This window comes from Halorubrum coriense DSM 10284 (assembly GCF_000337035.1).
Lineage (GTDB): Archaea > Halobacteriota > Halobacteria > Halobacteriales > Haloferacaceae > Halorubrum > Halorubrum coriense.
On sequence record NZ_AOJL01000056.1, the window covers coordinates 1 to 25059 of the forward strand.

Consider the following 25059-nt stretch of genomic DNA (forward strand, 5'->3'; position numbering starts at 1 on the left):
CGGAGGCGGCCTCGCCGCCGCTAATGAGACAATATCCGAAACACCAACACGGTGAACGCGAATGCCAGAAGCGTTCGTCTGTGCCTGTTGGTCGAGCAAGCCCAAAGGTAACTCCAAGTCCACTGACGTGTCAGCGACTCCCTGCTGGCAAAAACAACAGCTGGGGGTCAACGGCATTGAGGATAGGAGTAACGGCGGTTTGGCACCGCCAGTCAGCCACCGTTTCGTGATGGGTTAAACGAGTTCCCGAAGAAGAAACTGGACTCATGGTTGCGAACCTGAAACTCCCACCGCTCGGGATTCCTCCGCCTTCAGGCGGAGGAGGATGTCAAGTTGGGTCAGCTCACTCCACCGTCACCCCTTAGAACCCTTACTCGTCTTCGAGAGCCCCATAAATCTCTGCGTGGCGGCGCCCGTCAAGCTTCCCCATCTCAAGGGCGATCTCACGACGTTCGGCATCGCTCTCGGCCGCCTGATACCGCTCGTATAGCTGGCGGACCTCGTTGTCGACCGTCGTCGAGGAATCGGTACTGGACGCCATTATCTTGCTAAGTGTACACAGTGTATGTGTTTATCAGTTGCGGCGAGCACATCCCCGGAAGTAGATAACTGCGGTTTCCGTATCAACTGTCGTTTGATCAGTTGCGAATCGCTGTAAGAGGGCTCGAATCTCGTCGCTGTAGTCGAACGTGTACCCATTGAGCATGTAAAAGACGACTACTGTTCGAAGTGCTGTTCGCTTGTTTCCATCAACGAACGGATGGTCTGCGACGAGTAGCCGCATCAGGTGGACCGCTTTGTGGTGGAGTGTCTCAGGGACCTTGCCGAAGAATCCCTCTGAGATGTACTGTAGTGCGGATACAATCGCGTCCCTTGATCGAACACCTGGTTCCGTCCTGTCACCCTCATTCACGATCTGTTCGTGGAGATCGAGGATGAGGTTGACAGAGGGATACACGATCTCTCCAGTCATCTGTTCGATCTTCTTGTACCTCTCACTAATAGTTCCTCACTCCACGGTCACGCTTTTCGCCAGATTCCGCGGCTTATCAATCGACCGCCCCTTCTCATTCGCGACGTGATACGCGAATAGCTGGAGATACACATTCGCCACGAGCGGCTCGACAGTTCCCACGTCGGGCACGTCGAATGAGACGTCGAGAGTGTCGTACTCTGTGTCCTCCGAAACACAACCCAGCGCCGGCGCACCACGCGTCTGTGCTTCAGTCACATTGTTCATTGTCTCACGACCCCGCGATCTATCGGTCAACACTGCCAGCACGGGCGTGTCAGGCGTCACCAGCGCAAGCGGCCCGTGTTTTAATTCACCCGCTGCGAACCCCTCTGCGTGGTCATACGAGATCTCTTTGAGCTTCAGTGCCCCCTCCAACGCCACCGGCACACCAAGCGCACGCCCAACGAAGAAGAACGCCTCACTATCTTGGTATGCCTGTGCCGCCTCCCGCACCTGGGGCTCCTCGTCGAGCACCTGCTGGACCGCCCCAGGTAACCCCTGTAAGTCCTCCAACACCGAGCGCGCGTCCGACGCCGCCAACGCGCCCCGATCACGGCCCACCGCTACGGCAAGCATCGCAAGCGTCGCGACCTGTGAGGCAAACGTCTTCGTCGCCGCCACCCCAATTTCTGGGCCAGCCCTGATGAACGCGGTCCCGTCAACTTCCCGCGTCACCGTACTGCCCAAGGTGTTCGTCACCGCGAACGTCCGAGCACCAGCGTCTTTCGCCCGCCGGATTGCCCCAAGGGTGTCGGCAGTTTCACCGCTCTGTGTGACCGCAACGACCAGCGTCCGATCTGGCGTCCGGCCCGCGCCGAACTCGTACTCGCTGGCAATCTCGACGCTTGCGCGGACCCCCGCGAGCTCCTCAAACAGTTGCGCAGCGTACCGGCCCGCGTAGTAGGAGGTGCCACAGGCAACAATCCGGATTTCCTCTAGATCAGCGAGAAAGCCCGGCGGGAACGACACGTCAAGATCCACGTTCCCCGCATCGACGTCGAGCCGGCCCGCAAGGGTTTGGCGGAGCGCCTCGGGCTGTTCGTGGATCTCTTTACGCATATAGTGTTCATAGCCGCCTTTCTCTGCGGCATCTGCCTCCCAGGTGACGGTCTCGGAACCACGATCGACGACGTCCCCATCGTGATACACCGAGACGTCACCGGCCTCAAGCGCGGCCACATCTCCATCCTCGAGATACGTCACCTCACGCGTGTGTTCTAAAAACGCCGTCACGTCACTCGCGACAAACGCCGTGTGGTCGCCATGCCCCAAGACAAGGGGACTCCCACGACGAGCGACAATAATCCGATCATCATCCTCACGAACCGCACAGATCGCGTAGCTCCCTTCCAGCCGTGTCTCAACGCGCCGGACTGCGGCCAGCAAATCAGCGTCAGGATCAGCAGCGAGTTCCTCCTCGATCAGGTGTGGAATGACCTCAGTGTCTGTATCGCTCGTGAACTCATGCGCTGACAACTCCTGTTTGAGTTCCTCGTAGTTCTCGATAATGCCATTGTGGACGACCGCGACGTCACCACCGCAGTCCGTGTGCGGATGCGCATTTGAGTCCGTCGGCGGCCCGTGCGTGCTCCACCGAGTGTGGCCAATACCATGGGTCGCGTCTCCAATCGCTGGTATGTCGAGGCCATCTACCTCACCCGACTGTTTGCTGACGGTGAGCCCGCTTACATCGCCCACCAGTGCGACCCCAACGGAGTCATACCCACGATACTCCAGGTTCCGGAGCCCCTCGTGGATAATCTCGCCAGTTGCTTGCGTGAGGCCACCATCGCTTGCCGCCGCTGTTGCTGACGCCTGTTCACCGGTCGCTTGAACGTACCCAATAATGCCACACATGGTTATCCTCGCCGCACCGTTGTGCCCGCCGCAATTCGACTATCGATCGTAACGCCCGCGTCGGCTTCGACGTCATCGCCAACCACCGCACCGGTCGTCAGTGTCGCACCAGCCCCAATCGTCGTGTTATCACCAATGACGCCGCCGAGTTCGATATCGTGATGAACTGTGTCTTCAACAACCATCTGCGCTGCCGGGCCGTCAACGGTCACGTTCGGGCCGATGCGAACGTTGCTTGCGACCACCGCATCACGAATCACTGCGCCTGCCCCAATCACGGTGTCTGGGAAGATGATCGCGTTCTCCACGACGGCGTTCGATTCAATCGTTACGTTCCGGCCGATAGCCGTGTTGCCGCCGATTGTGACGTTCGGCCCGGTTCGAACACTGTCTGCGATCACCACGTCATCCGCGACGTGTTCTCGATCGGCTCTCTCAGCAGCTTCGGCATCTGCTGTGGCTGTCGTCTCGATCAGTCCTGCGTTGACTGTGAGGAGGTCCCAGAGGTTCGAGACATCGAGCCACTGGCCGGTGTAGGTGACACTCGTAATCTTGCCCTCATCGCGTGCGTATTCGTTGAGCGCTGCGGTCAGCGTCAACTCACCGTTAGTGTGTGTCGTTCGGATCGTCTCAAAGAACGCCGGCGAAAAGCCGTAGATACCAGCGTTGATCTGGTTTGTCTCAACTGGGCCGTCGGGTTTTTCTTCGATAGTGGTGACGGTGTCTCCAGCACCTGTGATGACCCCATACTCACGTGGTGTTTCGACAGTCGTCACTGCCATTGTCGGGGAAGTGCCACCTCGTACCGCGGCCGCAACACGCTCAATGATTGCCGGTTCAACAATGCGGTCACCATTGAGCACAACGAAGGGGTCATCAACAGCTGACTCTGCTTGAAGAACTGCGTGACCAGTTCCGAGCTGCGTCGCCTGTTCTGCGTAGGTTATTGTCACGCCCCAGTCGTCACCATCAGCGAAGTGGTTCCGGATGCGCTCTTGATTGTACCCGACAACGAGTGTGATCTGGTCAACCCCTGCGGCCGCAACAGCCTCGACAACATATTCAAGCAGCGGCTTGTTTGCGACAGGAATCATCGGCTTTGGTCGTCGGTTTGTGAGTGGGGTGAGCCGACGACCCTCACCGGCCGCAAGAATGACGGCCTGTACCGGTGGCTCGCTCATACGGATTCTGTCATTCGTCTGTATAGTAAAACACGTTGATCCGGCAACCAAAGGTGATCATTCCGTTAAATAACTAGAAAAGCGGCAACTGACTACGCGGCTGTACTCAACACTGGACGTACGTTTTTTGTTTGCCGATGCCCCAAACAGGGGCTAAAGCATCGATCACTCACTTACCCCGACCCTTGACCTAGCCATCATCAAAACAGCTGACAAAATTTGACATCAAGTCGTCCCCGACGCCGCCAACAATCGTCCCCTCAAGAACATATTGAGAAGTTCACACGGTGACCGAACCATTTCACGCAGCGGTGATTGACTCTTAGAAAGGCTGTATCCGGACAACCAAGCCGGTTGAGATGAGCAAAATCAGACTGAAGAGTACAGCCGCAACATACACGATACTCAAAAAGAATGTAAGCACAAAATACATATTGGGGGCGGTTGACACACAATCATGAACAACCCAGTCTCGACGGTTGTTCAGCCACTCGCGAGACAGGTTACACCAGCGAACCTGTGGCAGAAAGTAGCTTACAATTTTCTCCGAGGAAATAATTTAATAGCGATACCTTAGTAGGATAACAAAAAATATGGCTCGAATGCATACAGGACGGAATGGCCAAAGCGGGTCAACCAAGCCACCGGACGACGAGCCGCCTGCGTGGAGTGACGTTGATCCCGCTGAGGTTGAAGCGCGTATCCTCAAACTAGCCGAGGACGGAAACGATCCCTCTCAGATTGGGCTAAAATTGCGCGATGAGGGGGTGAAAGGGACGCCAGTTCCGGACGTGAAAGCTGCGACTGGCAAGAAGGTCACCGAAGTGCTTGAGGAACACAACGCCACCGCTGTGCTTCCCGAAGATCTACGAAACCTGCTGGAGCGGGCAGTGCGACTGCGTGACCACATGGATGATCATCCACAAGACTATCAGAACAAGCGTGCGCTCCAAAATGTAGAGTCCAAGGTTCGTCGGCTGGTCGACTACTACCGTGGCGATGAACTCCCAGAAGAGTTCAGCTATACCTATGAGATTGCCCAAGAGATTTTAGACGACCCGTCACGAGTTGAACCTAGTCGCGATGAGGAGCGTGCCACGACTGGGGACACCAGTGTGACGCAACCGCTGACTGACAGCGACGGGGCCACTGCGGATCCGCTGACCGAGGTACTCCAAAACATGCGTTCACTCCCAGTAACAGACGCAGACGGCCAGCTCGTAAAAGGCCCGGTCCAAGCTAGCGACCGTGAAATCACCTATGAACGGCTCACGACAGGCGAGTCCGCGGTCTACTGGCCAGCCAGCCTTACCGTGAGAACGTTCCTCTCACGGGTCAGTAGTCTCGAAGCGGTCACGCCAGAAACACCGTGTGAAGTAATTCTCAGTACGAGTGAGCACCCAGCGCATAAGCCACTCGAACGGTCACTGAAAGAGGTCAGCGAGCGTGAAGACTTAGAGAGCCGTTGTGAGTTCGTCGCAGTAATGACGACAGAGTATGAGGTGACGTGGGAGAACCGGCCATCGCAGCCAGGCGACCATGATGCTGAGATTACGGTCTTACTAAAACAAGACGGTGCCAATGTAGCCGACATTCTCCCGCAGCTATTTGCTGATTCCGTCCACGGAACAGAAGAGCAGCAGTCAGTGACCGATCTCATTGCGACACTCCACGACACGGAGCGTAACCAACTGCTGGCGCAAGTTTAACATGTCCGATACGAACTATTCACTCCCCTGCCACGAGCGTGGTGTCGGCGATGAACACCAAACACAGACGTTGTGGTCCCATGTGATCGGGACCGAAGAAGACTGTGTTATCGAGTCAGACGAACAAGCGACACATGAGATTAAATTCAGGAATGTTCGCCGGCATTCAACAGAAGCCACAATCGTCGCAACCTGTACCGAGAATTGTGTCCGGTACACAGAGTCTGGTCCGGATGCGAACCTCTCGCAGGATAGTACCCGTCTCGAGATCCCCCTGCGGCTAGAGAAGTATCGAGACAACTTCTCGCGACAGTATCAGATCGAGGTGTGTGCTGATCACTCCGGAACGGAATTCCTCAAGACGAGCCTCCGACCGCAGTCAACCACTGAGACACAGGAGTCAACGTCTGATACTGTAAGCGATGGGAGTGGACGAGCAGCTGTCGCTGATATAGAACTCCTACCAAAGCTCACGATTACGGAGGAGTAGCAGGGCAAGCGGAAATGGTTGCTGAGATTCTCATTACCGGCGTGGTTCGGACATTTGTCGAAATAATCCCGTTTGCGGCTATGATTGCGATTGAACTCAGAGGGACCTCGTATCAGCGGCTGTATCGGAGCCAATTCAAGGCTGTCAAGTCCGCACCAATCCTACCAGATTTTACGCATCCAGATGGCGACGACGAGGCTGCGGTACGCGAAGTTGCGACGTTCACCCGTGTCAAGCACGATACACAGAAATACGCCGTATACTCGTTTGTCGTCATCACAGTCATCTTTTTTTCGAAGATGCCGACGATTCTCGCCCTTCCTGCTGAGAGCACGGTTCAGACTGGAATCGTCGGTGTCGGCATCCTGCTTTGGGCAGTCGCTGCCTATCTGTTATATCGGTGGCGTTCAAGTGCGAAAGAGTTCTATGATGATGTCTTACCGTTCAATTATTTTCGGGCAGAGAATGACAAACGGTACTACCGTTCGCTGACACTCCCACGTGTTGGCACACAGCAACTCCAACGACACCGCGCGGATCTATTCTTATTCAATGTCATGCCAATCCTCATCATACTGATATTCAACAGCGTGTTGATCTGTACAGATGTGCTTGTGACGACGTCTGGTGGTGGCATATAGATTCCCCAGCAGCGCCACTAAAAAGATCAAAATAGCAATCGAAACTGAGACACAGCGGAGGGACAGTGACAACTCAGGCGGGGTCGATTCTAATCGCTGGTCGCGAAGGGTTACTATCCCCTTCGGGGAATCCTCGCCCTTTATTGCGGGGAGGATGTCAAGCGCGTAGTTCTGTTTCCAAATCTACATGCCGTTTGCTGATGAGATACACCTATGGATCTTACAGATGCCACCATCCTCGTCACGGGTGGCGCAGGGCTTGTCGGAAGCCACCTCGCAGCTGAACTCACAGACGCAGGCGTGACAGTGCACGTTGCTGATGATCTATCCAAGGGCGAGCGTGAGCGCGTCCCGGACGCTGTCACGTTCACGAAAGCCGATCTAACAGATCAGGACGCCGTCAACCAGCTCATCACATCAGATTTCGACATGGTGTTTCATCTCGCCGCCTACACGGACACCAACTACGATGACAATCGAAAGCTGTTCGAGGAAAACACGGAGATGACGTACAATCTGCTTGAAGCGATGCGTGATGCCGGCGTCAACCACTTCGCGTTCACCTCCTCGTCGACAGTATATGGCGAGGCGCCACGCCCAACCCCAGAGGACTACGGCCCGCTGGAACCCATTTCCATCTACGGTTCTTCAAAACTTGCTGATGAGGCGCTTATCTCGACATACGCACACTCGTATGGCATCCAGTCGTGGGTGTTCCGGTTTGCGAACATCGTCGGGCCCTACCAGCGCGGGAATGTGGTGCCTGATTTTATCGAGAAGCTCACGGACGATCCCAGCGAGCTCGAGATCCTCGGTGATGGTCTCCAAGAGAAGTCCTACATGTACGTTGACGAGTGCGTCTCAGCCATGAAGTACGTTGTTAAACATGCGGATGAACCGCTCAACATCTACAATCTTGGCACCAAAACGACAACGTCAGTCACCGACATCGCCGACATCGTCAGCGACGAGCTGGGCGTCGCCCCCGAGTACAGCTACACCGGCGGGGACCGTGGCTGGACCGGCGACGTGCCGAAAATGCGGCTGTCGATCGAGAAACTGGCCGAATTAGGCTGGGAACCAACGCTGTCAAGCGATAAAGCGGTGCGGCAGGGTGCTCAGGATCTGATTGACGAGATTGTCAAGTAGTACAGCACACGGGCACGCTACGGGTGGGCAAAGGTGCTCCTCAAGACATTGTGGCAGAAAGAGACCGCCCCCACAACGGGACGCGCCAATACATTGATACGCACTAAACAGTAGCATACACATATCGATGGGGCCGAGAGGCATTCTTCGCATGCTGGCCAGGTGGGGCGACAGCTCGACAGCCTCTGAGACACACGTTGAGTGTCGCAGTTGCGGCACAAACGTGACCGGCAGCCCCACAGAATGTCCAGACTGCGGCGGTGACATCGCCGTCTATGAATTAGAGAAGTGACAGTAGCGATTCCGCAAGGAGCGACGAGTGGCGTTTGGCCGTGACCAGAAGGATGAACACGATGTCAGCACCTGATAAGGCCGACACAGTTGTCTGCTCAGAGAACAGCTGAGACACCGCAAGCTGGCCAAGCGCCGTCACCGGAACCCCCATATGATCACAACAAGTCGTGAACACTTAGGTGGCTACCAGCAGACGGCGTAGTCATGGACGCAATCGTCCTTGCAGGCGGGTACGCGACACGACTCTGGCCGATCACCTTAGATCGGCCGAAAATGTTCTTGCCGCTTGGTGAGGAGACGATTATCGATCCAATCTTTGCGTCACTGGAGACTGACGACCGCGTCGATAACGTGTATCTCTCGACGAACGAGCGGTTCGCCGACGACTTCGAGACGTATCTCGCTGACTCCGAGTTCGACAAGCCCACACTGTCAATCGAAGAGACCACCGACGAAGATGAGAAGTTCGGTGTGATCAGCGCGCTTGCCCAGCTCGTTGAGCGCGAGGAGATTACCGACGACACGATCATCGTCGCTGGTGATAACTATCTCAGCTTCGGTGTGAGTGAGTTCATCGACAGCTTCGTTGCGCGTGACGCACCGATGATCGCTGCGTACGACGTCGGGTCACGGGAACAAGCGCGTTCCTATGGCGTGATTGACGTCGAGGATAATCAGGTAGTCGGGTTCACCGAAAAGCCAGCCAATCCGTCAAGTTCGCTCGTTTCGATTGCCTGCTACGGGTTCCCGGCAGAGTCTGTTGATTTGCTGGAGACGTATCTCGAAGAAGACAACAACCCCGATGAGCCAGGCTGGTTCATCCAGTGGCTTCATGACCGGACCGCCACGTACGCGTTCACCTTTGATGGCGCGTGGTTCGACATTGGCACCGCAGACAGCTATCTCGACGCTGTCGAATTCATGCTCAACGATGGGACATACGTCGCTGACAGCGCAACCACTGAGAACGTAACCCTCGAATCTGGCGTCCAGATTCTCGAGGGAGCGACGGTAACGGATGCAACACTCACCCGGACAGTCGTGTTCCCGGAAGCGTCTGTTAAAGACGCGAGTTTAGAGGATTCGATTGTTGATAGCCACGCTGCTGTGAATGGCGTTTCATTGACTGAGAGTACTGTCGGGGCGCACTCAACATTGAACCGGCCTGAGTAGGTGCTGACGGGGGGCTACGGAAATTCGTAAGATGATTGATTGCTGGGTGAGGACTATGTGAGACCACCCCCTTTCAGAGTGTATGGCAGACCCTGACGGACCTCGTTGTGAGTGTGGACGGCGGATCCCACGCGGACTCTCCGCGGCGTCCCAGTGCGACCGCTGCCGAAAACAGCAGAGCGACCGCGGCCGCTAAGATTCTGATCAAATCAGTTACTGCGGTTATCAGTAGTTAACCCAAGCTGCACGCAGCGGTGCTGCCCTGACGGGTTCATACGCATTTCAAGAGCAGTGGAGCCAGGTACAGTGCTGGATAATACAATCCGCGTCAGCAAGTACGTTCGCGAATGGAAGCTATTCGGCTCGCTTACTAAGCCGCCTGCTCACACGTCGTGATCCTCAAGAAAGGTGTCGATGATTTTGACGAGATGAATGAGTCCGGGATCAACGTCATGCGCAGCGGCATCAACGTGGTTGAGAAAGGTATCAAGATCCTCACGATCAAGTCTATCACGTGAGATAGCGTCGACGAGTGTTGTTTCCTCTGCTGTCGCAATAGTGAGTATATCATCGCATGGTTCTGGCCAGTCAGGCATGCGACGGGGACCGGACTCCATATGAGCCGGGTTGTGTCTGGTCAATTATATAGATTTATACACACGTTTGAAACATCAACAGTCCAGATGGCTTCATCGTGAACCGCACTCGCGGCCCGACAACGTGCTCGCGGAGCCAGAGGTGTCCGCTTGAGAGCAGCCCTTCGGGGGCATCTTTGAGCTGCGGTGGTGACGGGTGCGATTTCATGATACTTATCTTGGCTTTTCGACCGGGAGACAGACAGAGGCTTTTGCCGTCCTTCCGCGACTGCGTGAACAGGAAACTACCATTGGCTCTCGATTGAATGATAAATGTACGATTGTCGAAGATGGGTCAATATGAACCATTCATATAACGGGTACTGATATAGTCAAACGTATTCATCGTTCACAAGTATCTTTAACATATGTGGCATGTATTCTCGCATTGAGTGACAGTGTGTACCAACCGTTTCCGGTCTATCCGGCTCCGGTGGTCAACTGACACGACAACAACCGAGGACTACTAATATGCCAGACGACATCACCGACGCGATCGCTCTCGATCGACGCCGCTTCCTTCGCGCGACTGGGGCGAGCACTGCGGCAACACTGCTCGCCGGCTGTAGCGGCAATAACCAAGGAGATACCAGTGGTAACGATAGCCAAGGAACAAACGAAACTGAGACAACCACCGGCGGGGGCAGCACCGGTGACGATGAACTCACCATCATTTGGCCCGGCGGTGTCAACAATATCAATCCACTTGGCTGGCTTACTATTCCGGACTACGATGCTGCCCGGATGATGTACGAGCCGTTGACGAGCGTCGACAGCGAGGGGCAGGCCATCGGTCACGTCGCGACGGACTGGGAAACCTCAGACAACGGTGCCTCTTACACTTGGACGATCCAAGAAGGAATCACTTGGCACGACGGCGAACCGCTGACCGCAGAGGACGTGGCGTTCACTTTCCGCTCGATCAAAGAGTATGAGTGGCCCTATCTCGGCTCTCTGTCGAGCGTCATTGCGGAGCCCAGCGAGATCACCGTCGAAGACGAGTACACGGTAACAACACCGCTAACCCAGCCGTACGCACCGTTGCCGCTGGTGCTTGCCGATCTGGGGTTGGTCATCCCGAAGCACATCTGGTCGGAGTATGACAACCCCACCGAGGCCTCAAACACTGAGGACCCAATTGGCAGTGGCCCGTTCGTGTTTGAGGAGCGCGAACAGGACCAGTACATCAATTTCTCGGTTGATGACGAGTACTGGGGCGAGAGCGTGGATTATGAGAGTGTGAGCATCGAGATCATTTCCTCGACAGACTCACAGGTGCTGACGATGAAAGACGGCAGCGCCGATATGCTGCGCCTCCAGCCCGGGCAGTATGTTAACGAGATTGAGAGCGCGAACAACCTCGAAGTAATCGAAGGCGGCTCGACATACGTCACGTACATCGGCATCAACACCAACCGATCTCCGCTTTCGGATCGGGCGCTCCGCGAGGCGATGGCATATGCGGTCGACCGGGGCACTGTCGCAGATCTGGTTAACGCTGGCTACGCCACGCCGGGATTCTCGCCGATCCCCCCCGGACTAGAGTTCTACCATAATCCCGACACGAACAGCTACGCGTACGATCAGGAACAAGCCCGGACTATTCTGTCCGAGAATGGTTATGAACAGCAGGGTGGCAGCCGCGTAACGCCTGACGGCGAGCCGCTTGAGCTCGTCCTCTCGATCCAGAACACGGGTAATTGGCCGCGCATTGCAGAGGTGCTTTCCCGCCAGCTCGGCGAGGTTGGCATTAGTGTGGAGGTTAACTCAATGGAGTCTAACGCCCACACCCAGAAGGTCTCCGTTGAGCAAGACTACGACCTCACACTCAATACCTGGCGCGTCTGGTTTGACCCTGACCCGTTCCTCTCGCCGGTATTCGAGGAGGAAGGGACACTCAACACCAGCCAGTATCACAACGATGAGTTCGATAATCTCATGCGCCAGCAGCGTCGCGCGACCGACCCTGAAGAACGGCAGGGGTACCTCTACGACGCACAGGACATCCTGACCGAGGAACTCCCTTGGGTCGTGCTCTACTACCCGCAACTGCTTCACGGCATGCGTTCCAGCGCGTGGGAGAATTCTAACCCCATCCCCCGCTATGGAATGCAGAGCCCCTACGGGCTTGAGCCCGGGACCGGCCCGATGGTCCAGCTTGATCCCACGGAGTGACCTCCTCTACCCTTTAACGAATGGCTAGCACATCTTCGAAGAAAGCGTATATCGCCACACGAGTCCGGAACTATCTCGCCGCGTTCGCCGCCATCCTCGCGGTGAACTTCGCGATCCCGCGGGTGATGCCCGGTGACCCGACCACGCGGTTCGTGGGTCCTGGGTTCACCGCGGAGGCTCGCCAGCAGCTGCTCCAAGAGTTTGGACTGAACAGACCTCTCTGGGAACAGTTCCTGCTCTACTTAACGAACATCTTCACCGGCGACTTCGGCGTCTCGTTCGCTCGATACCCGACTCCCGTCATGGAGCTCATTGTCGAGCGACTCCCCCGGACGCTGTACCTGATGGGTGCGAGCGTCACTATCAGTGTCGTCATCGGCATCCCACTTGGCGCGTTCGCAGCTTGGAACTTCGGGGAGCGTGAGGATCTGATCACTACGCAGTCCTCACTGTTCTTCCGGTCGATCCCGACGTTCTGGCTCGCCATCCTCCTTGTGTTCGTCTTTGGCTACCTCATCCCAATTTTCCCGATTTCGGGTGCGACAGGAAGCGCGAACCACCCATCTTTTATCGCCTACTTTGTCGACTTGACGTACCATACAGTGCTTCCGGTAGTGACGATGTCGGCGTATTTCCTCGCTGGCTATACGTTCCTAATGCGAGGAAGTCTACTTGACATCCTCCCGGAGAACTACATCAAGATCGCCGAGAGCAAGGGGCTCTCCGAACGGCAGGTGTTGTTCGGCCACGCTGTCCCGCCGGCGTTCCCGCCTGTCCTGACTCAACTTGGGTTCCAAATCGGCCGGCTTGCTGGCGGCGCGGTGCTGGTTGAGACGGTATTTAGCTACCCTGGGATGGGACAGTTGATGTTCGAGGCAGTGTTGGCTCGCGATTACCCGGTCATCCAGGCGACGTTCTTCTTCCTCGCCATCATGGTACTTGGATCAATGTTCCTCGCAGAGATTCTCTACACCATCATCGACCCACGGATCGGAGGCAGCGAATGAGCCAGCAACACTACGACGACGGAGATGAACAGATGAGCACGGCGAAGGAGTCCATCGACGAGGGTTCCAGCCGTCGGTTCGATCGGTTCCGTAGCTTCCTGCGGGATTTCCTCACCAACCGGAAGGGGTTCGCGGGGACGCTGCTGCTGGGAGCGGTCGTCTTCATCAGTGTCGCAGCCCCGCTGATAGCTCCGTATGATCCGGAAGCCTACGGGGTTGGGCCGGCACTTGCGGCTCCCTCATTCGAACATCTCCTCGGGACCGACGACCTAGGCCGGGACGTCTTATCGCGATTCTTCTATGGCGGTCGAATATCACTTCTGGTCGGCGTTGTCAGTGGCGTTGTCGCCACGCTGGTAGCGACGCTCATCGGCGTTCCTGCGGGCTACTACCGCGGTCGCGTCGGTCGGTGGATCACGACAGCAATCGACATGAGTCTCGTGTTCCCACCGTTCGTGCTAGTCGTTGTCTTCGCGGCCTATGCGGGCAGTAGCGTCTGGAACATTATTTTGATCCTGTCGTTGCTCTCTTGGCCAATCCCGGCCCGGACAATCAAAGCCAAGACGCTGAGCGTCCGCGAGAATGACTTCGTTGAGTCGACCCAGGCGCTGGGAGCTTCCGACCTTCGGATTATGCGTCAGGAGGTACTCCCGAATATTTTGCCTGTTGTCTTCGCTAACGGCATTCTCCAGATGGTGTACACCATCCTGATGGAAGCTGCGGTCGGTTTCCTCGGACTGGGAGACACTGCCCGCATCTCTTGGGGGACAATGCTGTACTTCGCACAGAAGCAGGGTGCCCTGAGTAGCGGTGCTTGGTGGTGGATGATCCTCCCCGGCTTCGGCATTGTGCTTGCGGCGTTCAGCTTTATTCTGGTCGGCAGTGCACTAGATGAGGTGCTCAACCCCCGACTCCAGCGGCGGACGTGGGGTGACGACTGATGACTCACCACGAACAGGTGAACGATCGATCACGAACACACGATATCCATGAGTAAGCAGATACAGGAACGATCGGCCGACACGGCAGGGGCATTACTATCGGTCCAGAACCTCTCAACGTACTACAGCGAGGACGAGACCGACGTTCCCGTCCGGGCCGTCGACGGTGTCAACTTCGAGATCGCCCGCGGGGAAACCTATGGGCTGGTCGGTGAGTCTGGCTGTGGGAAATCCACTCTCGGGCTGAGCCTCATCCGGGCGCTCCCGCCCCAAGGTGATATCGTTGACGGTGAGATCCGGTTCGAGGGTCGAGAGATTGGCCAGCTCCCCAAGTCCGAGGTCAAGGACGTACAGTGGGCCGATATCTCGATGATCTACCAGGGCGCACAGAACGCGTTCAACCCCGTCAAGACCGTCGGTGACCAGATCCGAGAGCCGCTCCGAGTTCATAATATTGTTCCGGAAGGTGAGCGGGAACGGCGCGTCCGCGAGCTACTCGAAAAGGTGAACCTCCAGCCCGATGTGGCTGAGCAGTACCCGCACGAGCTCTCTGGTGGAATGAAACAACGGGCCGCAATCGCGATGGCGATCGCCTGCGAGCCCGACCTCTTGATCGCCGACGAGCCGACAACCGCACTCGACGTGATCGTACAGGCAGAGGTGCTTAACATGCTCCAGCAGCTCCAAGACGATCTAAACTTTGGGATGCTTGTCATCTCGCACAACCTCGCGGCCATCATGAAGCTCTCGGACCGCATCGGCGTGATGTATGGCGGGAAGATCGTCGAAAGCGCGCCCGCAGAGACGCTGTACGACGCACCAGAACACCCCTATACTGCGTTGCTCCTCCAGAGTCTCATCGACCCGCGACGACCGCCGGATCAGGTCGAGACAATAGAGGGGACACCACCAGACCTCCGGGACCCGCCTAGCGGCTGTCGGTTCGCCGGGCGGTGTCCGCTGGCCACTGAGCAGTGTCGTGATATGGAGCCGCCGCTTGAGGTAGTGGGCGAAGCCCACGAGGCCGCCTGTTTCCACCACGAGGAGGTGTCGGAACTATGAGCTCTGAGTCTACCACTACCCCCCCGCCGGAGACAAGCGAGGAACCGATCCTTGAGGTACGGAATCTTGAGAAACACTATGTGAAGAGCACGGGATGGCTCGAGTCGTTGTTTGCCGACGAAGAGCGGGTTCGTGCCGTCGACGGCGTGAATCTCTCGATCGACGAGGGAGAGATATTCTCGATCGTCGGCGAGTCTGGATGCGGGAAGACCACGCTTGGGAAGACCCTACTCCGGGTCATCGAGTCGACTGCCGGCGAGATTCGATTTAAAGGGACTGACCTCGCCTCACTGTCCGACAGCGAGATGCAAAAGATGCGCCAGCATCTCCAGATTGTTTATCAAGACCCGTTTGAGGCGCTCAATCCTAAGCGGACGGTTCGCGGACTGTTACGCCAGCCCATGGAGATCCATGGTATCACAGATGAAACAGAGCAACGCGATCGCATCTATCGCGCACTTGAGGATGTAAACCTCCTACCCGCAGGAGACTTCCTCGACCGTTACCCTGAGGAGCTTAGCGGCGGCCAACTCCAGCGCGTGCTGTTCGCGCGGGCGCTGGTCCTTGATCCAGAGTTTATCGTGGCCGACGAGCCTTCAAGTATGCTTGACGCGAGTGTTCGGGCTCGCGTGCTTGACCTCATTGACGAACTCCGCGACGATCGGAATATCTCGTTTTTCATTATTACCCACGATATCGGCGCGGCGCGCTACCTCAGTGACCGTATCGGCGTGATGTACCTCGGGCGGATCGTTGAGATGGGCGCTGCCGCCGGGATCGTTGATGATCCGAAACACCCCTACTCAAAAGCGCTCATCGACAGTATTCCCTCCCCAGACCCACGGGAACCACTGGAGAGTTCCGGGATTGGTTCTGAGGTACCCGAACCAGTTGACCTGCCCAGCGGCTGTCGGTTCCATCCGCGATGTCCGGTCGCGACCGAACACTGCCGCGAGGCCGACCCTGAATGGCGCGAGGTACCCTCGGCAGATGATGCGGTCCGGATGACCGAGTGCCATGAGGTGGAACCAAAACAGACTCCGTTAGAATGAGAGCTTAGCTGGATACAGGCGCTAAGCCCTCATTCTTAACGATTAGGCGGAGCGAGGGTGTGGAGAGATTCTGTGCGAGTGTATTATTCACCCACGGCAAAACGTGTGGGAAAATGACACAGCGGAGTTCCCGTCAACTCCTGCGTTTCGGTATTTCAGTCTGTCCCCACCCATCGATAGTTGATCCGAGAAAGCGAGCGTTTGCCCGACTGATCAGCGGTTGACCGCAGCCCGTTTCCGCTCACGGTAGATGTTCTCGCCGTCCCGCTCAACTGTGTACAGCATCGTCGCAAACGACCGGTTGACCGAGTTGCTGATTCGAGACACGACTGTCTCAGTCGGAAACGACAGCGTCGTCGTCGTCTGGCGGTTGATCGTTTCTGTTGTGAGTTTGTCGCGCTGGATGCTGGCTTTGGTCGCAGTCTCGTGGTTGAACGTAGCGGTAGGAAGCGTCTTTTCAAAAGACTGTGCCACCGATACCGTCACCGTGTCAGTCGCGTGTGAGACGGTGGTCTCCCACTCAGGGGTGGCTGGCTCGTCGTATGCGTCTCCCGGATGATCGAAGGTGTACCCATCGTTGAACGTCGGACTCCGATCGTGGAACTTGCCCGGGAGGTGACACTGTGACCCCGCGGTCCGGAGAGAGAATCCAGCGCTCCCTTCCGGTGGCGAGACGTACGGGAAGAAGGCACCGCTGACTGCGACCCGCAGCGTATGCCCGGGCTCAAAAACGTGTGAAGTTGGGCGTAGCGACACGTTGACGCGGTGTGGCTCACCCGGAGCCAGCCGTCTGGGAGTCGCTCCCGGTTCGCCTAGTGGGTCAATTTCGCCATCAAGTTCTGCGCGGCGGACGCCATGGGTGACAAGCTGGCCTCTCCCGTCTGGAGCCACATCGATAACGCGGATCGCAACGAGCTGGGACGGGCCGTCCGGGACAACCTCCAATGTCACTTCGCCGCTACCCGTGAGCTCGAAAGCGTCCTCGAGTACTCCTGTCTCATAGGTTAGCGACCGATTGTCGTCTGGGGCCGTGTCCAAGTCGGTCGCACCCGGAATCTCAAAGCCGATCGAGGCATGGCCAACACCGTAATCCACGTCCCAGCGGTCAGTCGTGCCGCCCGTCGGCGTACCTGCTGGCGTTCTCTCATCTAACTGACTATCGGCTAGTCTGTCTCCCTCCACGAGGCCATTTGGAGCAAAATCGAAGCTGACAACGTCGTCTTCGGCCATCGGCCACGTTTCGCCGGCCCGCCATTCGCCGTTGAGGCGGTCGTCCTCGGTTGGGCGTTCGGTCCAGTAGCGAATCTCGGGGCGAGACTCTCGGCCACCCTCATCACGGAGGTGGTCATCAAACCACTTCTTGATCTCTCCAAGGAAGTCGATGCGGGCAGTTTCACCCTGTTCGGGCATGGCATGTCGCCAAGGACCGATGATCACCTCTGTCGGCGCGTTGATCCGGTCAGCGTAATCGAGGGTTCCACCACCGAAAGTGTCGCGGTAGCCACCTACGGCCAACGTCGGTACTGAAACATCACTGATCGGGACGTCTTTTTCAGCCCAGTACTTGTCTTTCTCGAGGTGAGAGAGGTATTGAAACAGGTACGGCTTCCGGTCTTTCAGCGCGTTAAGACGGTCTATCCAGCGCTGAGCCCAGACACCTACGTCCCGATGAACGGGTGGCTGGAGTGGGAGATACTCGAAGTTTGGCGCCCACTGGCCACAGGTACGTAGGAACGCTAGTGTACCACCGTCGAAGTAGGCGTCATAAATACCGGCCGGTGCGTGGATCGGGACGATCGTTGCCAGCCCCTCGGGGGCCTCGGCAGCGATCTCCAGCGCCATCGTGCCGGGGTAGGACTTCCCGATCACGCCGACGCGCCCATTTGACCATGACTGCTCCGCAAGCCACTCAACAACGGCCGCGCCATGGCGGCCCTCATCAGCAGTAAACGGCTGCTCAACTAAGCCCTCAGAGGCGCCGGTCCCAACGGCGTCTGCGACGATCACCTCGTAGCCTGCGTCGGTCAGGAAGCCAACCATCGGGTCCGAACGCGTGTCGGAGAGATCGTCTTTGTGGTACGGCGTGTAGATCAGCACGACAGGCTGAGGGCCGTCGATTGGCGACTCGTGACGCGTTGCGCGGACCGTGCCATCGGCGAGAGGGATTTCCAGAAACTCAACTGTACACTGCTCGCTCATGTATTCCCCGCCTGGATGGCGTCAATAAAGTCGGCGGCGTCGGCTACCAGCTCCGCCCAAAGCGCGTCACCTTTCTCAGCATTGGCCAGCGTCGGATCGCCGACATGGCCAAGATCACCCTCTTCTGGGGAGTGAGGTGTGCTCGGAGTCAGCACCCGATCAGCGTTGCCGACGAGGTTCAGCGTCTCATAGGGACCTGGATCAGCGGTCTCCTTCTCGAAGGCGTCCTCGTCGACGAGTTCGCGATAGCGCGCGAGCATGAAGGATGTTTCAAACTCGCCACCGTGCATCCCATCCTCGGGGTCGCCGTCTCGGAGCTGATTGTGGGCCGTGGTTCCCAACCGGAGCGGATCAATCGCGGCGAAAGAGGTGTCGGGGTGTTGTGCCGAACTCCGCTGCATTGCCGTCTTGATTGCGGGGAGATTGGCGATTCGATGACCGTTAACCGTGATCACGTTCGCGAAGCCGTGGCCGGCGAGGCTCGCGTACACGTCTGTGAGCACTGATACCACTGTCTCCGTTGATAGTGAGATCGTTCCAGGAAATCCAAGATGATGGCTCGCGTCACCATAGGGGATCAGCGGCGCCGTCAACACGCCGGCCGCGATAGCGATCTCCTCGGCGAGATCTCGCGCCTGATAGCTGTCAACCGCTAGCGGGAGGTGGGGGCCGTGTTGTTCTGTTGAGCCGATAGGGACGATCACTGTCGGCGACTCGTTCTCGGCCAGGTACTGTTCGACTGCCGGCCAGGACAGCTCTTCGAGTTGATGTGTATCAGTCATTCGTTGTCGGGTGCGTTGGTTGTTTTATTATCCAGTTGATCGTCCGTACGGTCGTCTTCAGACCGGTTGTCAGGGTCGCCGTACCCTCCCCCACCAGGAGTCCTGACTGTGACGGTCGTGCCAGCTTCGACCTCGCAGGTGGTCTTGGCAGGCAGCAACTCGCCGTCGATAATGTTCTCTCCTGTCGCCCCCGGATCTCCACCCGCCGCACCTTTGGGGCGGTGGCGCCGGCGTTCGGTCAGGAGCGAGACAACAGCATCTGTTTCAACGGTAAGCGAGCGGGATATCCCCAAACCGCCGCGGTACTGTCCGTCCCCACCGCTGTCCTCGCGGAAGGCGTACTCCTCGATAATAAACGGGTATTCGGTCTCAAGCGCTTCAATCGGTGTGTTCAGCGTGTTAGTCATCCCAACTTGTACGCCGTCCATTCCGTCCTTGTCTGGACGCGCTCCGGACCCTCCGGCGATGGTCTCATAGTAGGTAAAACCATCACGGTCCCGATTTCCGATGATGAGGTTGTTCATCGTTCCCTGCGAGCCCGCCGGTACGCGCTCAGGCACGGCTTCGGCGAACGCCGCGAACACCACATCGGTGAGCCGTTGGCTGGTCTCGACGTTACCGCCGACGACTGCTGCTGGGGGAGTGGGGTTCACCAACGTCCCTTCGGGAGCGCTCACATCTATATTGACATAGCTGCCGTGATTCGGCGGAATGTCGGGGTCGGTTATGCTCCGAACAACAAAGTAGACCGCACTCTTTGCGACCGACAACGGCGCATTCATGTTCCCGGCACATTGCTCGGCGGTGCCGGCGAATTCCACCTCAACGGTAGCCCCGTCAACAGTGATAGACACCTCGATAGGAATGTCCTTGTCGGTCACACCGTCGCCTTCTAGTACATCTCGGGATTCATAGGTTCCATCAGGAAATTCCGCGAGTTCATCGGTCATTCGAGCGCGGGAGTAGTCTATGATGGCGTCAAACGCGCGCTCAACTCGATTCTGACTATGATCGTCGATGAGTTCCATAAGCCGATCTTCGGCTCGGTCATGGGCCGCCAGTTGCGCGCGTAGGTCTGCTCGTCGCTCGGTTCGGTTTCTCACATTTGCGAGGATTACTGCCATCAAATCCTCGTTCAACTCGCCGCCCGAACGGAGTTTAACGCCGGGGAGACGCATTCCCTCCTGATAGATGTCGGTTGCGCCCGCTGGCATGCTTCCTGGCGTCATTCCTCCCACGTCGGCGTGGTGAGCCCGTGTGACAGCGTAGCCAACAACGTTGCCCGCCGGTGCGAGCGTCGACACTATCGTCACGTCAGGTAGGTGGGTCCCGCCTTCGAAGGGATCGTTCAGGATGTAGGCGTCACCCGGCTCGGGGTCAGACCCGATTACCGCCGCGACGGCGTCTGGCATCGCGCCGAGATGGACTGGAATGTGTTCGGCTTGAGCGATCATCTGACCATCGGCGTCGAACAGCGCTGTTGAACAGTCCTGTCGCTCCTTGATGTTCGGCGAGTATGCGCTCTGGATGAGCACCTGCCCCATCTCCTCAGCAATGCTCTCGAGTTCGTTGCGAAAGACCTCGAGACTGACCGAGTCGATCCCCTCGGTCCGCAGATCGTCAACGGTCATCGCTGTTCCTCCGTGAGCACGAGTGAGCCGTTCGTCTGTACGGTCGCTTCCCACGCCGGTGGGATGAGGGTGGTACTTTCGTCTTGTTCGAGGACGGCCGGTCCGGTAAGAGAGGTTCCCGGTGTTGTCGGACGCCGGTAGACGGGAGTTGTGTACTTTTCACCGTCAAACTCTGCTGTGTGCTCGCCGAGCTTCGTGAACGAATCCTCACGGAGTTCCGTCTCAGGCACGCTTCGGGGGACTACGGCGGTGGCTCGGAGGTTCACTATCTCAATGGGCTCTTCAGCCGTATAGCCGTACACCCGTTTGTGAGCAGTCTCGAACGCGGCCCGGAGAGACTGGGTGTCGACCGGCGTTCCAGCATCAACCTGAAGTTCGAAGCTCTGCCCTTGGTAGCGGAGGTCCGCAGTACGCTGGACAGTCACATCTGACGCGTCCGCCTCGACCGGCAGCTCACCCGTAATCTGCTCATACACTGACTCGAGCTCGGTCGCTGTCGTCCCCGACAGCGGCGTCTGGTACGTCCGAACAGCATCATATGTCTCGTCGGCATCGAGTAGTCCGTACGCCGACAACACGCCGCCAACATGGGGGACGACGACTGTGCCGATGTCAAGCTCGCTAGCGAGCGCGGCCGCGTGTATCGCCCCCGCACCGCCGAAGGCGACCAGACCGAACTCCCGCGGGTCGTGTCCGCGCTCAACGGTCACCGTGCGGATCGCTCGTGTCATGTTGGCGTTCGCGATGCGAAACACCCCCTCGGCAGCCTCATGAGCCGACCCCAAGTCGGCCTCATCCGCCAGTCGGTCAAGCACGTCGACAGCAGCGTCCACGTCTAGCCCAAGTTCACCACCCAGTTGTGTCCCCTCGCTGATGTAGCCAAGCACGAGGTTCGCGTCAGTCACCGTTGGCTTGTCGCCACCGCGGCCGTAGCAGGCCGGACCTGGTTCAGAGCCCGCTGACTGAGGTCCGACACGCAGTGCGCCGCCGGCATCGACCCACGCAATGCTCCCGCCGCCGGCGCCGACGGTTGTCACGTCAACCATTGGCACCCGAATCGGGTAACCGCCTATCTCGCTGTCAGTAGTCTGCTCGACGCTGCCGTCGCGAATGAGGCTCACGTCGCTTGATGTGCCACCCATGTCGAATGTGACGAACCCCTTGAACTCTCTGTCATCGGTCGTTGCCATGCTGCTGGCTCCGACGACGCCGGCCGCGGGACCCGACAGGACCGTCTGAACTGCGTTGGATCGGATCTCAGTTGCCTCGGCAATCCCACCGTTAGACTGCATTATCTGGGGTTTCGGGAGTCCGATCTCTGCGGCGCGCTCCGTCAGTCGACCAAGGTATGAGTCGATCGCTGGCGTGACGTACGCGTCGACGGCTGCCGTCGACGTGCGCTCGTACTCACGGAACTCATTCAGAACCTCGTGGGACGCTGATACTGAGACGTCGAGTGCCTCGCGTAGTTGCTCGGCAACTAACTGTTCATTGCTCGGATCGACGTAAGCATGTAAGAACGAGACAACAACGCTCTCCACGTCTCGATCTCGAAGTGTGTCGATCAAGTTTTCGATCGCAGTTGTGTCGGGCGTCTTGCGGATGCTGTCTGTCGTTGTCCGCTCGGGAAGTTCAAATCGGTTCCGCCGCTTCACCAATGGGGCCGGTCTCTCCGCGTCAAGGTCGTACAGATCCGGCCGAGTCTGACGTCCGATCTCGAGTACATCTCTGAAACCCTTGGTCGTCACCAGCGCGGTCTTAGCGCCGTCGCCCTCAAGTAGTGCGTTGGTCGACACAGTCATTGCGTGCGAGAATTCTGTAATTTCTCTGGGATCGATCCCCGCCGCATCGCAGGCCTGCTCTATTCCCCGAATGACGCCCTCGCTCTGGTCTGCTGTCGATGGTACTTTTGTGGTTGTGAGCGTTCCATCTGCGACGAGCACCACGTCGGTAAACGTACCACCCACGTCGACGCCGATAGACGCCGTCATGACTGCCCCTCCTGCCAGCTACTGGGTCGCCCGTTCAAAACAAGAGTAAGGCGATCGTTTTGTGTACGGTTGCCCATTGATACTCGTTATCAATATACCAACTATTAAAAGCGTAATTAAGAGGATCACGTACTCGGTATGTATTTGTGTGAAACTACACCTCGGTAATAAGAACTTTTGAGACCCCTTCCGAAACCTCGACTTCAAAATCAAGCTTCTCCGTGCTGCGCTGGATGAATCGGGTCATGAACCACTTGACTTTCTCTGTCGGGAAGACGACGTGATAGGTGTTGTCGTCGGCTTTCCGGGCGGTGAGGAAGCCACAGAATGACAGCCAGTCAAGGATGTCCCCGAGACTCGCAAATCGCGTCCGGTACTCGTCGGCATGGAATCCAGCAACTTGATCGATTACCTCCTTGAACTCGGGGCTAGGCTCTCCGCTCTCCAACTCGACGTTGTCCAATAGGCCGTGGAGAAAGTCGATATCGAGGAGGACGTGTTCGCCGCCAGAGAGCATCTGGTAGTACTGCTCTAGGTCGACGTTCGTATTTGAGTTCGCCACTTGGAAGTTCGCTGCGTAAAAGATAATTGCGCGTCGGACCGTCTCGCTCTGCCCCTCTCCAGTGAGCTCGACAAGCTCGTCAAGTGCGTCTCGTGACTGTTCGTCTAAAGAGATCGTAAGTCTATCTCCAGCCATACGGCACTGAATGTGGTCCCGTGTGAAATACGCGCTGATCACTTACACCCGGCGTAAACACCGGGGTTTGTCAGTGAACTCCCGGTCTACCCGCGTGATACGGTGGGCGTGAAATCGCCGCTCCCATTCACTGTTCCTGACTTCAGGGCAAGGTGATTGGTGCCCCTCCAGAACCAGACTTACGCCGATTCCGGAGATACCGCGCTGCTATGTTTCGCGCCGCGTTGTAGTCGCTGTGTAGCTCTTTGCCGCACTTCTGACACACAAACTCATCGCCGTCGCGGTTATCCTCATGTGTGAACCCACACTCGGAATGACCACACTGCTGGCTTGTGTAGGCTGGATTCACCACTTCAACAGTGGTGGCGGCTAGAGCTTAGGTGTCTGTGAGACGTTAACCGGATTTTGTGCCGGGTGGTTCTGGTCGTCCTCTTGACCTCGTAGCTGGAGGTACGCCGATGCGATGATCGCGTAGTACGGCACGAAAAATGCCGCTATAAGAACGACCGTCACAACATCGGCTGCGATTGGGAGGCCAGCAAGAGTCAACAATGGCGTGATAGTACCAATTACACCTCCAAAGATCGCAGACATAACAACGAGGATACCGAGTTTAAGCCGAGATCCACGAGCCAAGTCCCAGCTCCGCTTGAGGCTGCTGATGATTCCCCGTTCTTCGACAGCGACAGCAAAAATGAAAAACAAGAACGAAGCTGCGAGAAATAGGCCAGGAACAATCAAGAGAACGGTACCAAACATAATCGAGACGGTGATGATCAGCCCACCGATAAGCGCGAAAATCGTGGTCCGTCCGAGCTGGTGACTCAACGTCGCAGGGAAGCGGGACATCTCGCTCTGCGATTGCGCAAACGTTCGCGAGAGGATAACGAAGTATGTCGCACTCAAAATCATAAGCGAGATGAACAGAACGACACTAACCCTACCGGAAATCGGAAGAGTGATTCCAGCTGCTTGGTTAAACTGTTCGGCAGCCTCTGGGGGAATAAGCCCCACTATAGCGCTGTTGGCGCTTATTTGAAGCCCGAACTGGATCGCGAGGAATGCAAAAAATAAGATTCCACCTGTTCGAGAGACTGTTCGGCGAATACCGTCGCTAACCGCATGGCTGAGTTGGAGGGCCATACAGATATGAAATGGTCGGTCCGTTGTAATAAAACAACTGAAACGGTTTAGAGTGAAGAGCAGTGTCAGACTCATCCCTGCGCTAAAGCGCGAGGCTTTCTCCTCGATTCTCCGTAAGTGCCAAAACACCACATCAACTGGCCACAGTACAAACAGAAGCTTCACCAGAAAGATGAGCGCACCAACACCGGCTAGCAACATGAGGAATGCTACCTTCGGACCGACTCCGCCACGA

At 57.2% G+C, this 25059-nt stretch carries 19 protein-coding genes and 2 pseudogenes; 9 read left to right on the forward strand and 12 right to left on the reverse strand.

The annotated features are described in order from the left end of the window. Window positions 1–370: 370 nt before the first annotated feature. From C464_RS19270 to C464_RS12675, 4 genes are read right to left on the reverse strand one after another with little or no spacing between them, the layout of a single operon-like run. Window positions 371–541, reverse strand: coding sequence for a hypothetical protein (locus tag C464_RS19270; RefSeq protein ID WP_006114135.1), 171 nt, complete (start codon window positions 539–541; stop codon window positions 371–373). A gap of 33 nt (window positions 542–574) precedes the next feature. Beyond that, a complete protein-coding gene (locus C464_RS12665) occupies window positions 575–973 on the reverse strand; it encodes a type II toxin-antitoxin system death-on-curing family toxin (RefSeq protein ID WP_006114136.1) in 399 nt (132 codons plus the stop codon). A 36-nt stretch (window positions 974–1009) separates the two neighbouring features. Next, window positions 1010–2872 carry a glutamine--fructose-6-phosphate transaminase (isomerizing) gene (gene glmS, locus C464_RS12670; protein ID WP_006114138.1) on the reverse strand — a complete coding sequence of 621 codons (1863 nt, stop codon included), beginning with the start codon at window positions 2870–2872 and terminating at the stop codon, window positions 1010–1012. Window positions 2873–2874: 2 nt separating this feature from the next. Continuing rightward, complete coding sequence (locus C464_RS12675; RefSeq protein ID WP_049911148.1) at window positions 2875–4053, reverse strand: sugar phosphate nucleotidyltransferase; 1179 nt, start codon at window positions 4051–4053, stop codon at window positions 2875–2877. Between the two features lie 593 nt (window positions 4054–4646). On the opposite strand from C464_RS12675, the pseudogene C464_RS19670 reads away from it, so the two are divergent. The 4 genes and pseudogenes from C464_RS19670 to C464_RS12695 all read left to right on the forward strand — a co-directional run. Continuing rightward, window positions 4647–5111: pseudogene (locus tag C464_RS19670) on the forward strand (30S ribosomal protein S15); the annotation flags it as partial. Window positions 5112–6266: 1155 nt separating this feature from the next. Next, the gene (locus C464_RS12685) at window positions 6267–6893 is read left to right on the forward strand and encodes a hypothetical protein (RefSeq protein ID WP_006114141.1); all 627 of its coding nucleotides are present in this window, start codon (window positions 6267–6269) and stop codon (window positions 6891–6893) included. A gap of 213 nt (window positions 6894–7106) precedes the next feature. Then, a complete protein-coding gene (locus C464_RS12690) occupies window positions 7107–8042 on the forward strand; it encodes an NAD-dependent epimerase/dehydratase family protein (RefSeq protein WP_006114142.1) in 936 nt (311 codons plus the stop codon). Between the two features lie 498 nt (window positions 8043–8540). After that, window positions 8541–9509 carry a nucleotidyltransferase family protein gene (locus tag C464_RS12695; protein WP_049911150.1) on the forward strand — a complete coding sequence of 323 codons (969 nt, stop codon included), beginning with the start codon at window positions 8541–8543 and terminating at the stop codon, window positions 9507–9509. 383 nt (window positions 9510–9892) lie between these two features. Here the strand turns inward: C464_RS12695 and C464_RS18555 are convergent, their stop codons facing one another. Continuing rightward, entirely contained in the window at window positions 9893–10126 is a 234-nt protein-coding gene (locus C464_RS18555; protein ID WP_152420944.1) for a hypothetical protein, read from the reverse strand. 489 nt (window positions 10127–10615) lie between these two features. Here C464_RS18555 and C464_RS12700 point away from each other — a divergent pair, with 489 nt between their 5' ends. The 5 genes from C464_RS12700 to C464_RS12720 are packed head-to-tail and all read left to right on the forward strand — an operon-like array spanning window position 10616 to window position 16381. After that, the gene (locus tag C464_RS12700; RefSeq protein WP_080510451.1) at window positions 10616–12319 is read left to right on the forward strand and encodes an ABC transporter substrate-binding protein; all 1704 of its coding nucleotides are present in this window, start codon (window positions 10616–10618) and stop codon (window positions 12317–12319) included. Between the two features lie 20 nt (window positions 12320–12339). Then, window positions 12340–13326 carry an ABC transporter permease gene (locus tag C464_RS12705; RefSeq protein WP_006114149.1) on the forward strand — a complete coding sequence of 329 codons (987 nt, stop codon included), beginning with the start codon at window positions 12340–12342 and terminating at the stop codon, window positions 13324–13326. Further along, entirely contained in the window at window positions 13323–14267 is a 945-nt protein-coding gene (locus C464_RS12710) for an ABC transporter permease (RefSeq protein WP_006114150.1), read from the forward strand. The genes C464_RS12705 and C464_RS12710 overlap by 4 nt, the downstream gene beginning before the upstream one ends. Window positions 14268–14315: 48 nt before the next feature. Continuing rightward, a complete protein-coding gene (locus tag C464_RS12715; RefSeq protein ID WP_006114151.1) occupies window positions 14316–15329 on the forward strand; it encodes an ABC transporter ATP-binding protein in 1014 nt (337 codons plus the stop codon). Beyond that, window positions 15326–16381 (forward strand): oligopeptide/dipeptide ABC transporter ATP-binding protein, encoded by a 1056-nt coding sequence (locus tag C464_RS12720; protein WP_006114152.1) that lies wholly within the window; start codon window positions 15326–15328, stop codon window positions 16379–16381. Before C464_RS12715 ends, C464_RS12720 begins: the two co-directional genes overlap by 4 nt. 213 nt (window positions 16382–16594) lie before the next feature. Here the strand turns inward: C464_RS12720 and C464_RS12725 are convergent, their stop codons facing one another. The 7 genes and pseudogenes from C464_RS12725 to C464_RS19275 form a co-directional block, all read right to left on the reverse strand. Beyond that, the gene (locus C464_RS12725) at window positions 16595–18580 is read right to left on the reverse strand and encodes a CocE/NonD family hydrolase (RefSeq protein ID WP_006114153.1); all 1986 of its coding nucleotides are present in this window, start codon (window positions 18578–18580) and stop codon (window positions 16595–16597) included. Beyond that, the gene (locus C464_RS12730) at window positions 18577–19362 is read right to left on the reverse strand and encodes a creatininase family protein (protein WP_006114154.1); all 786 of its coding nucleotides are present in this window, start codon (window positions 19360–19362) and stop codon (window positions 18577–18579) included. The genes C464_RS12725 and C464_RS12730 overlap by 4 nt, the downstream gene beginning before the upstream one ends. Continuing rightward, a complete protein-coding gene (locus C464_RS12735) occupies window positions 19359–20993 on the reverse strand; it encodes a hydantoinase B/oxoprolinase family protein (protein WP_006114155.1) in 1635 nt (544 codons plus the stop codon). Before C464_RS12735 ends, C464_RS12730 begins: the two co-directional genes overlap by 4 nt. Continuing rightward, entirely contained in the window at window positions 20990–22984 is a 1995-nt protein-coding gene (locus C464_RS12740) for a hydantoinase/oxoprolinase family protein (RefSeq protein WP_006114156.1), read from the reverse strand. Before C464_RS12740 ends, C464_RS12735 begins: the two co-directional genes overlap by 4 nt. Window positions 22985–23138: 154 nt before the next feature. Beyond that, window positions 23139–23681 carry a ribbon-helix-helix protein, CopG family gene (locus C464_RS12745; RefSeq protein WP_049911152.1) on the reverse strand — a complete coding sequence of 181 codons (543 nt, stop codon included), beginning with the start codon at window positions 23679–23681 and terminating at the stop codon, window positions 23139–23141. Between the two features lie 86 nt (window positions 23682–23767). Then, window positions 23768–24039 (reverse strand): annotated as a pseudogene (locus tag C464_RS17615) (zinc ribbon domain-containing protein); the annotation flags it as partial. 11 nt (window positions 24040–24050) lie between these two features. Further along, entirely contained in the window at window positions 24051–24824 is a 774-nt protein-coding gene (locus C464_RS19275) for a hypothetical protein (protein ID WP_049911154.1), read from the reverse strand. Window positions 24825–25059 lie beyond the last annotated feature (235 nt).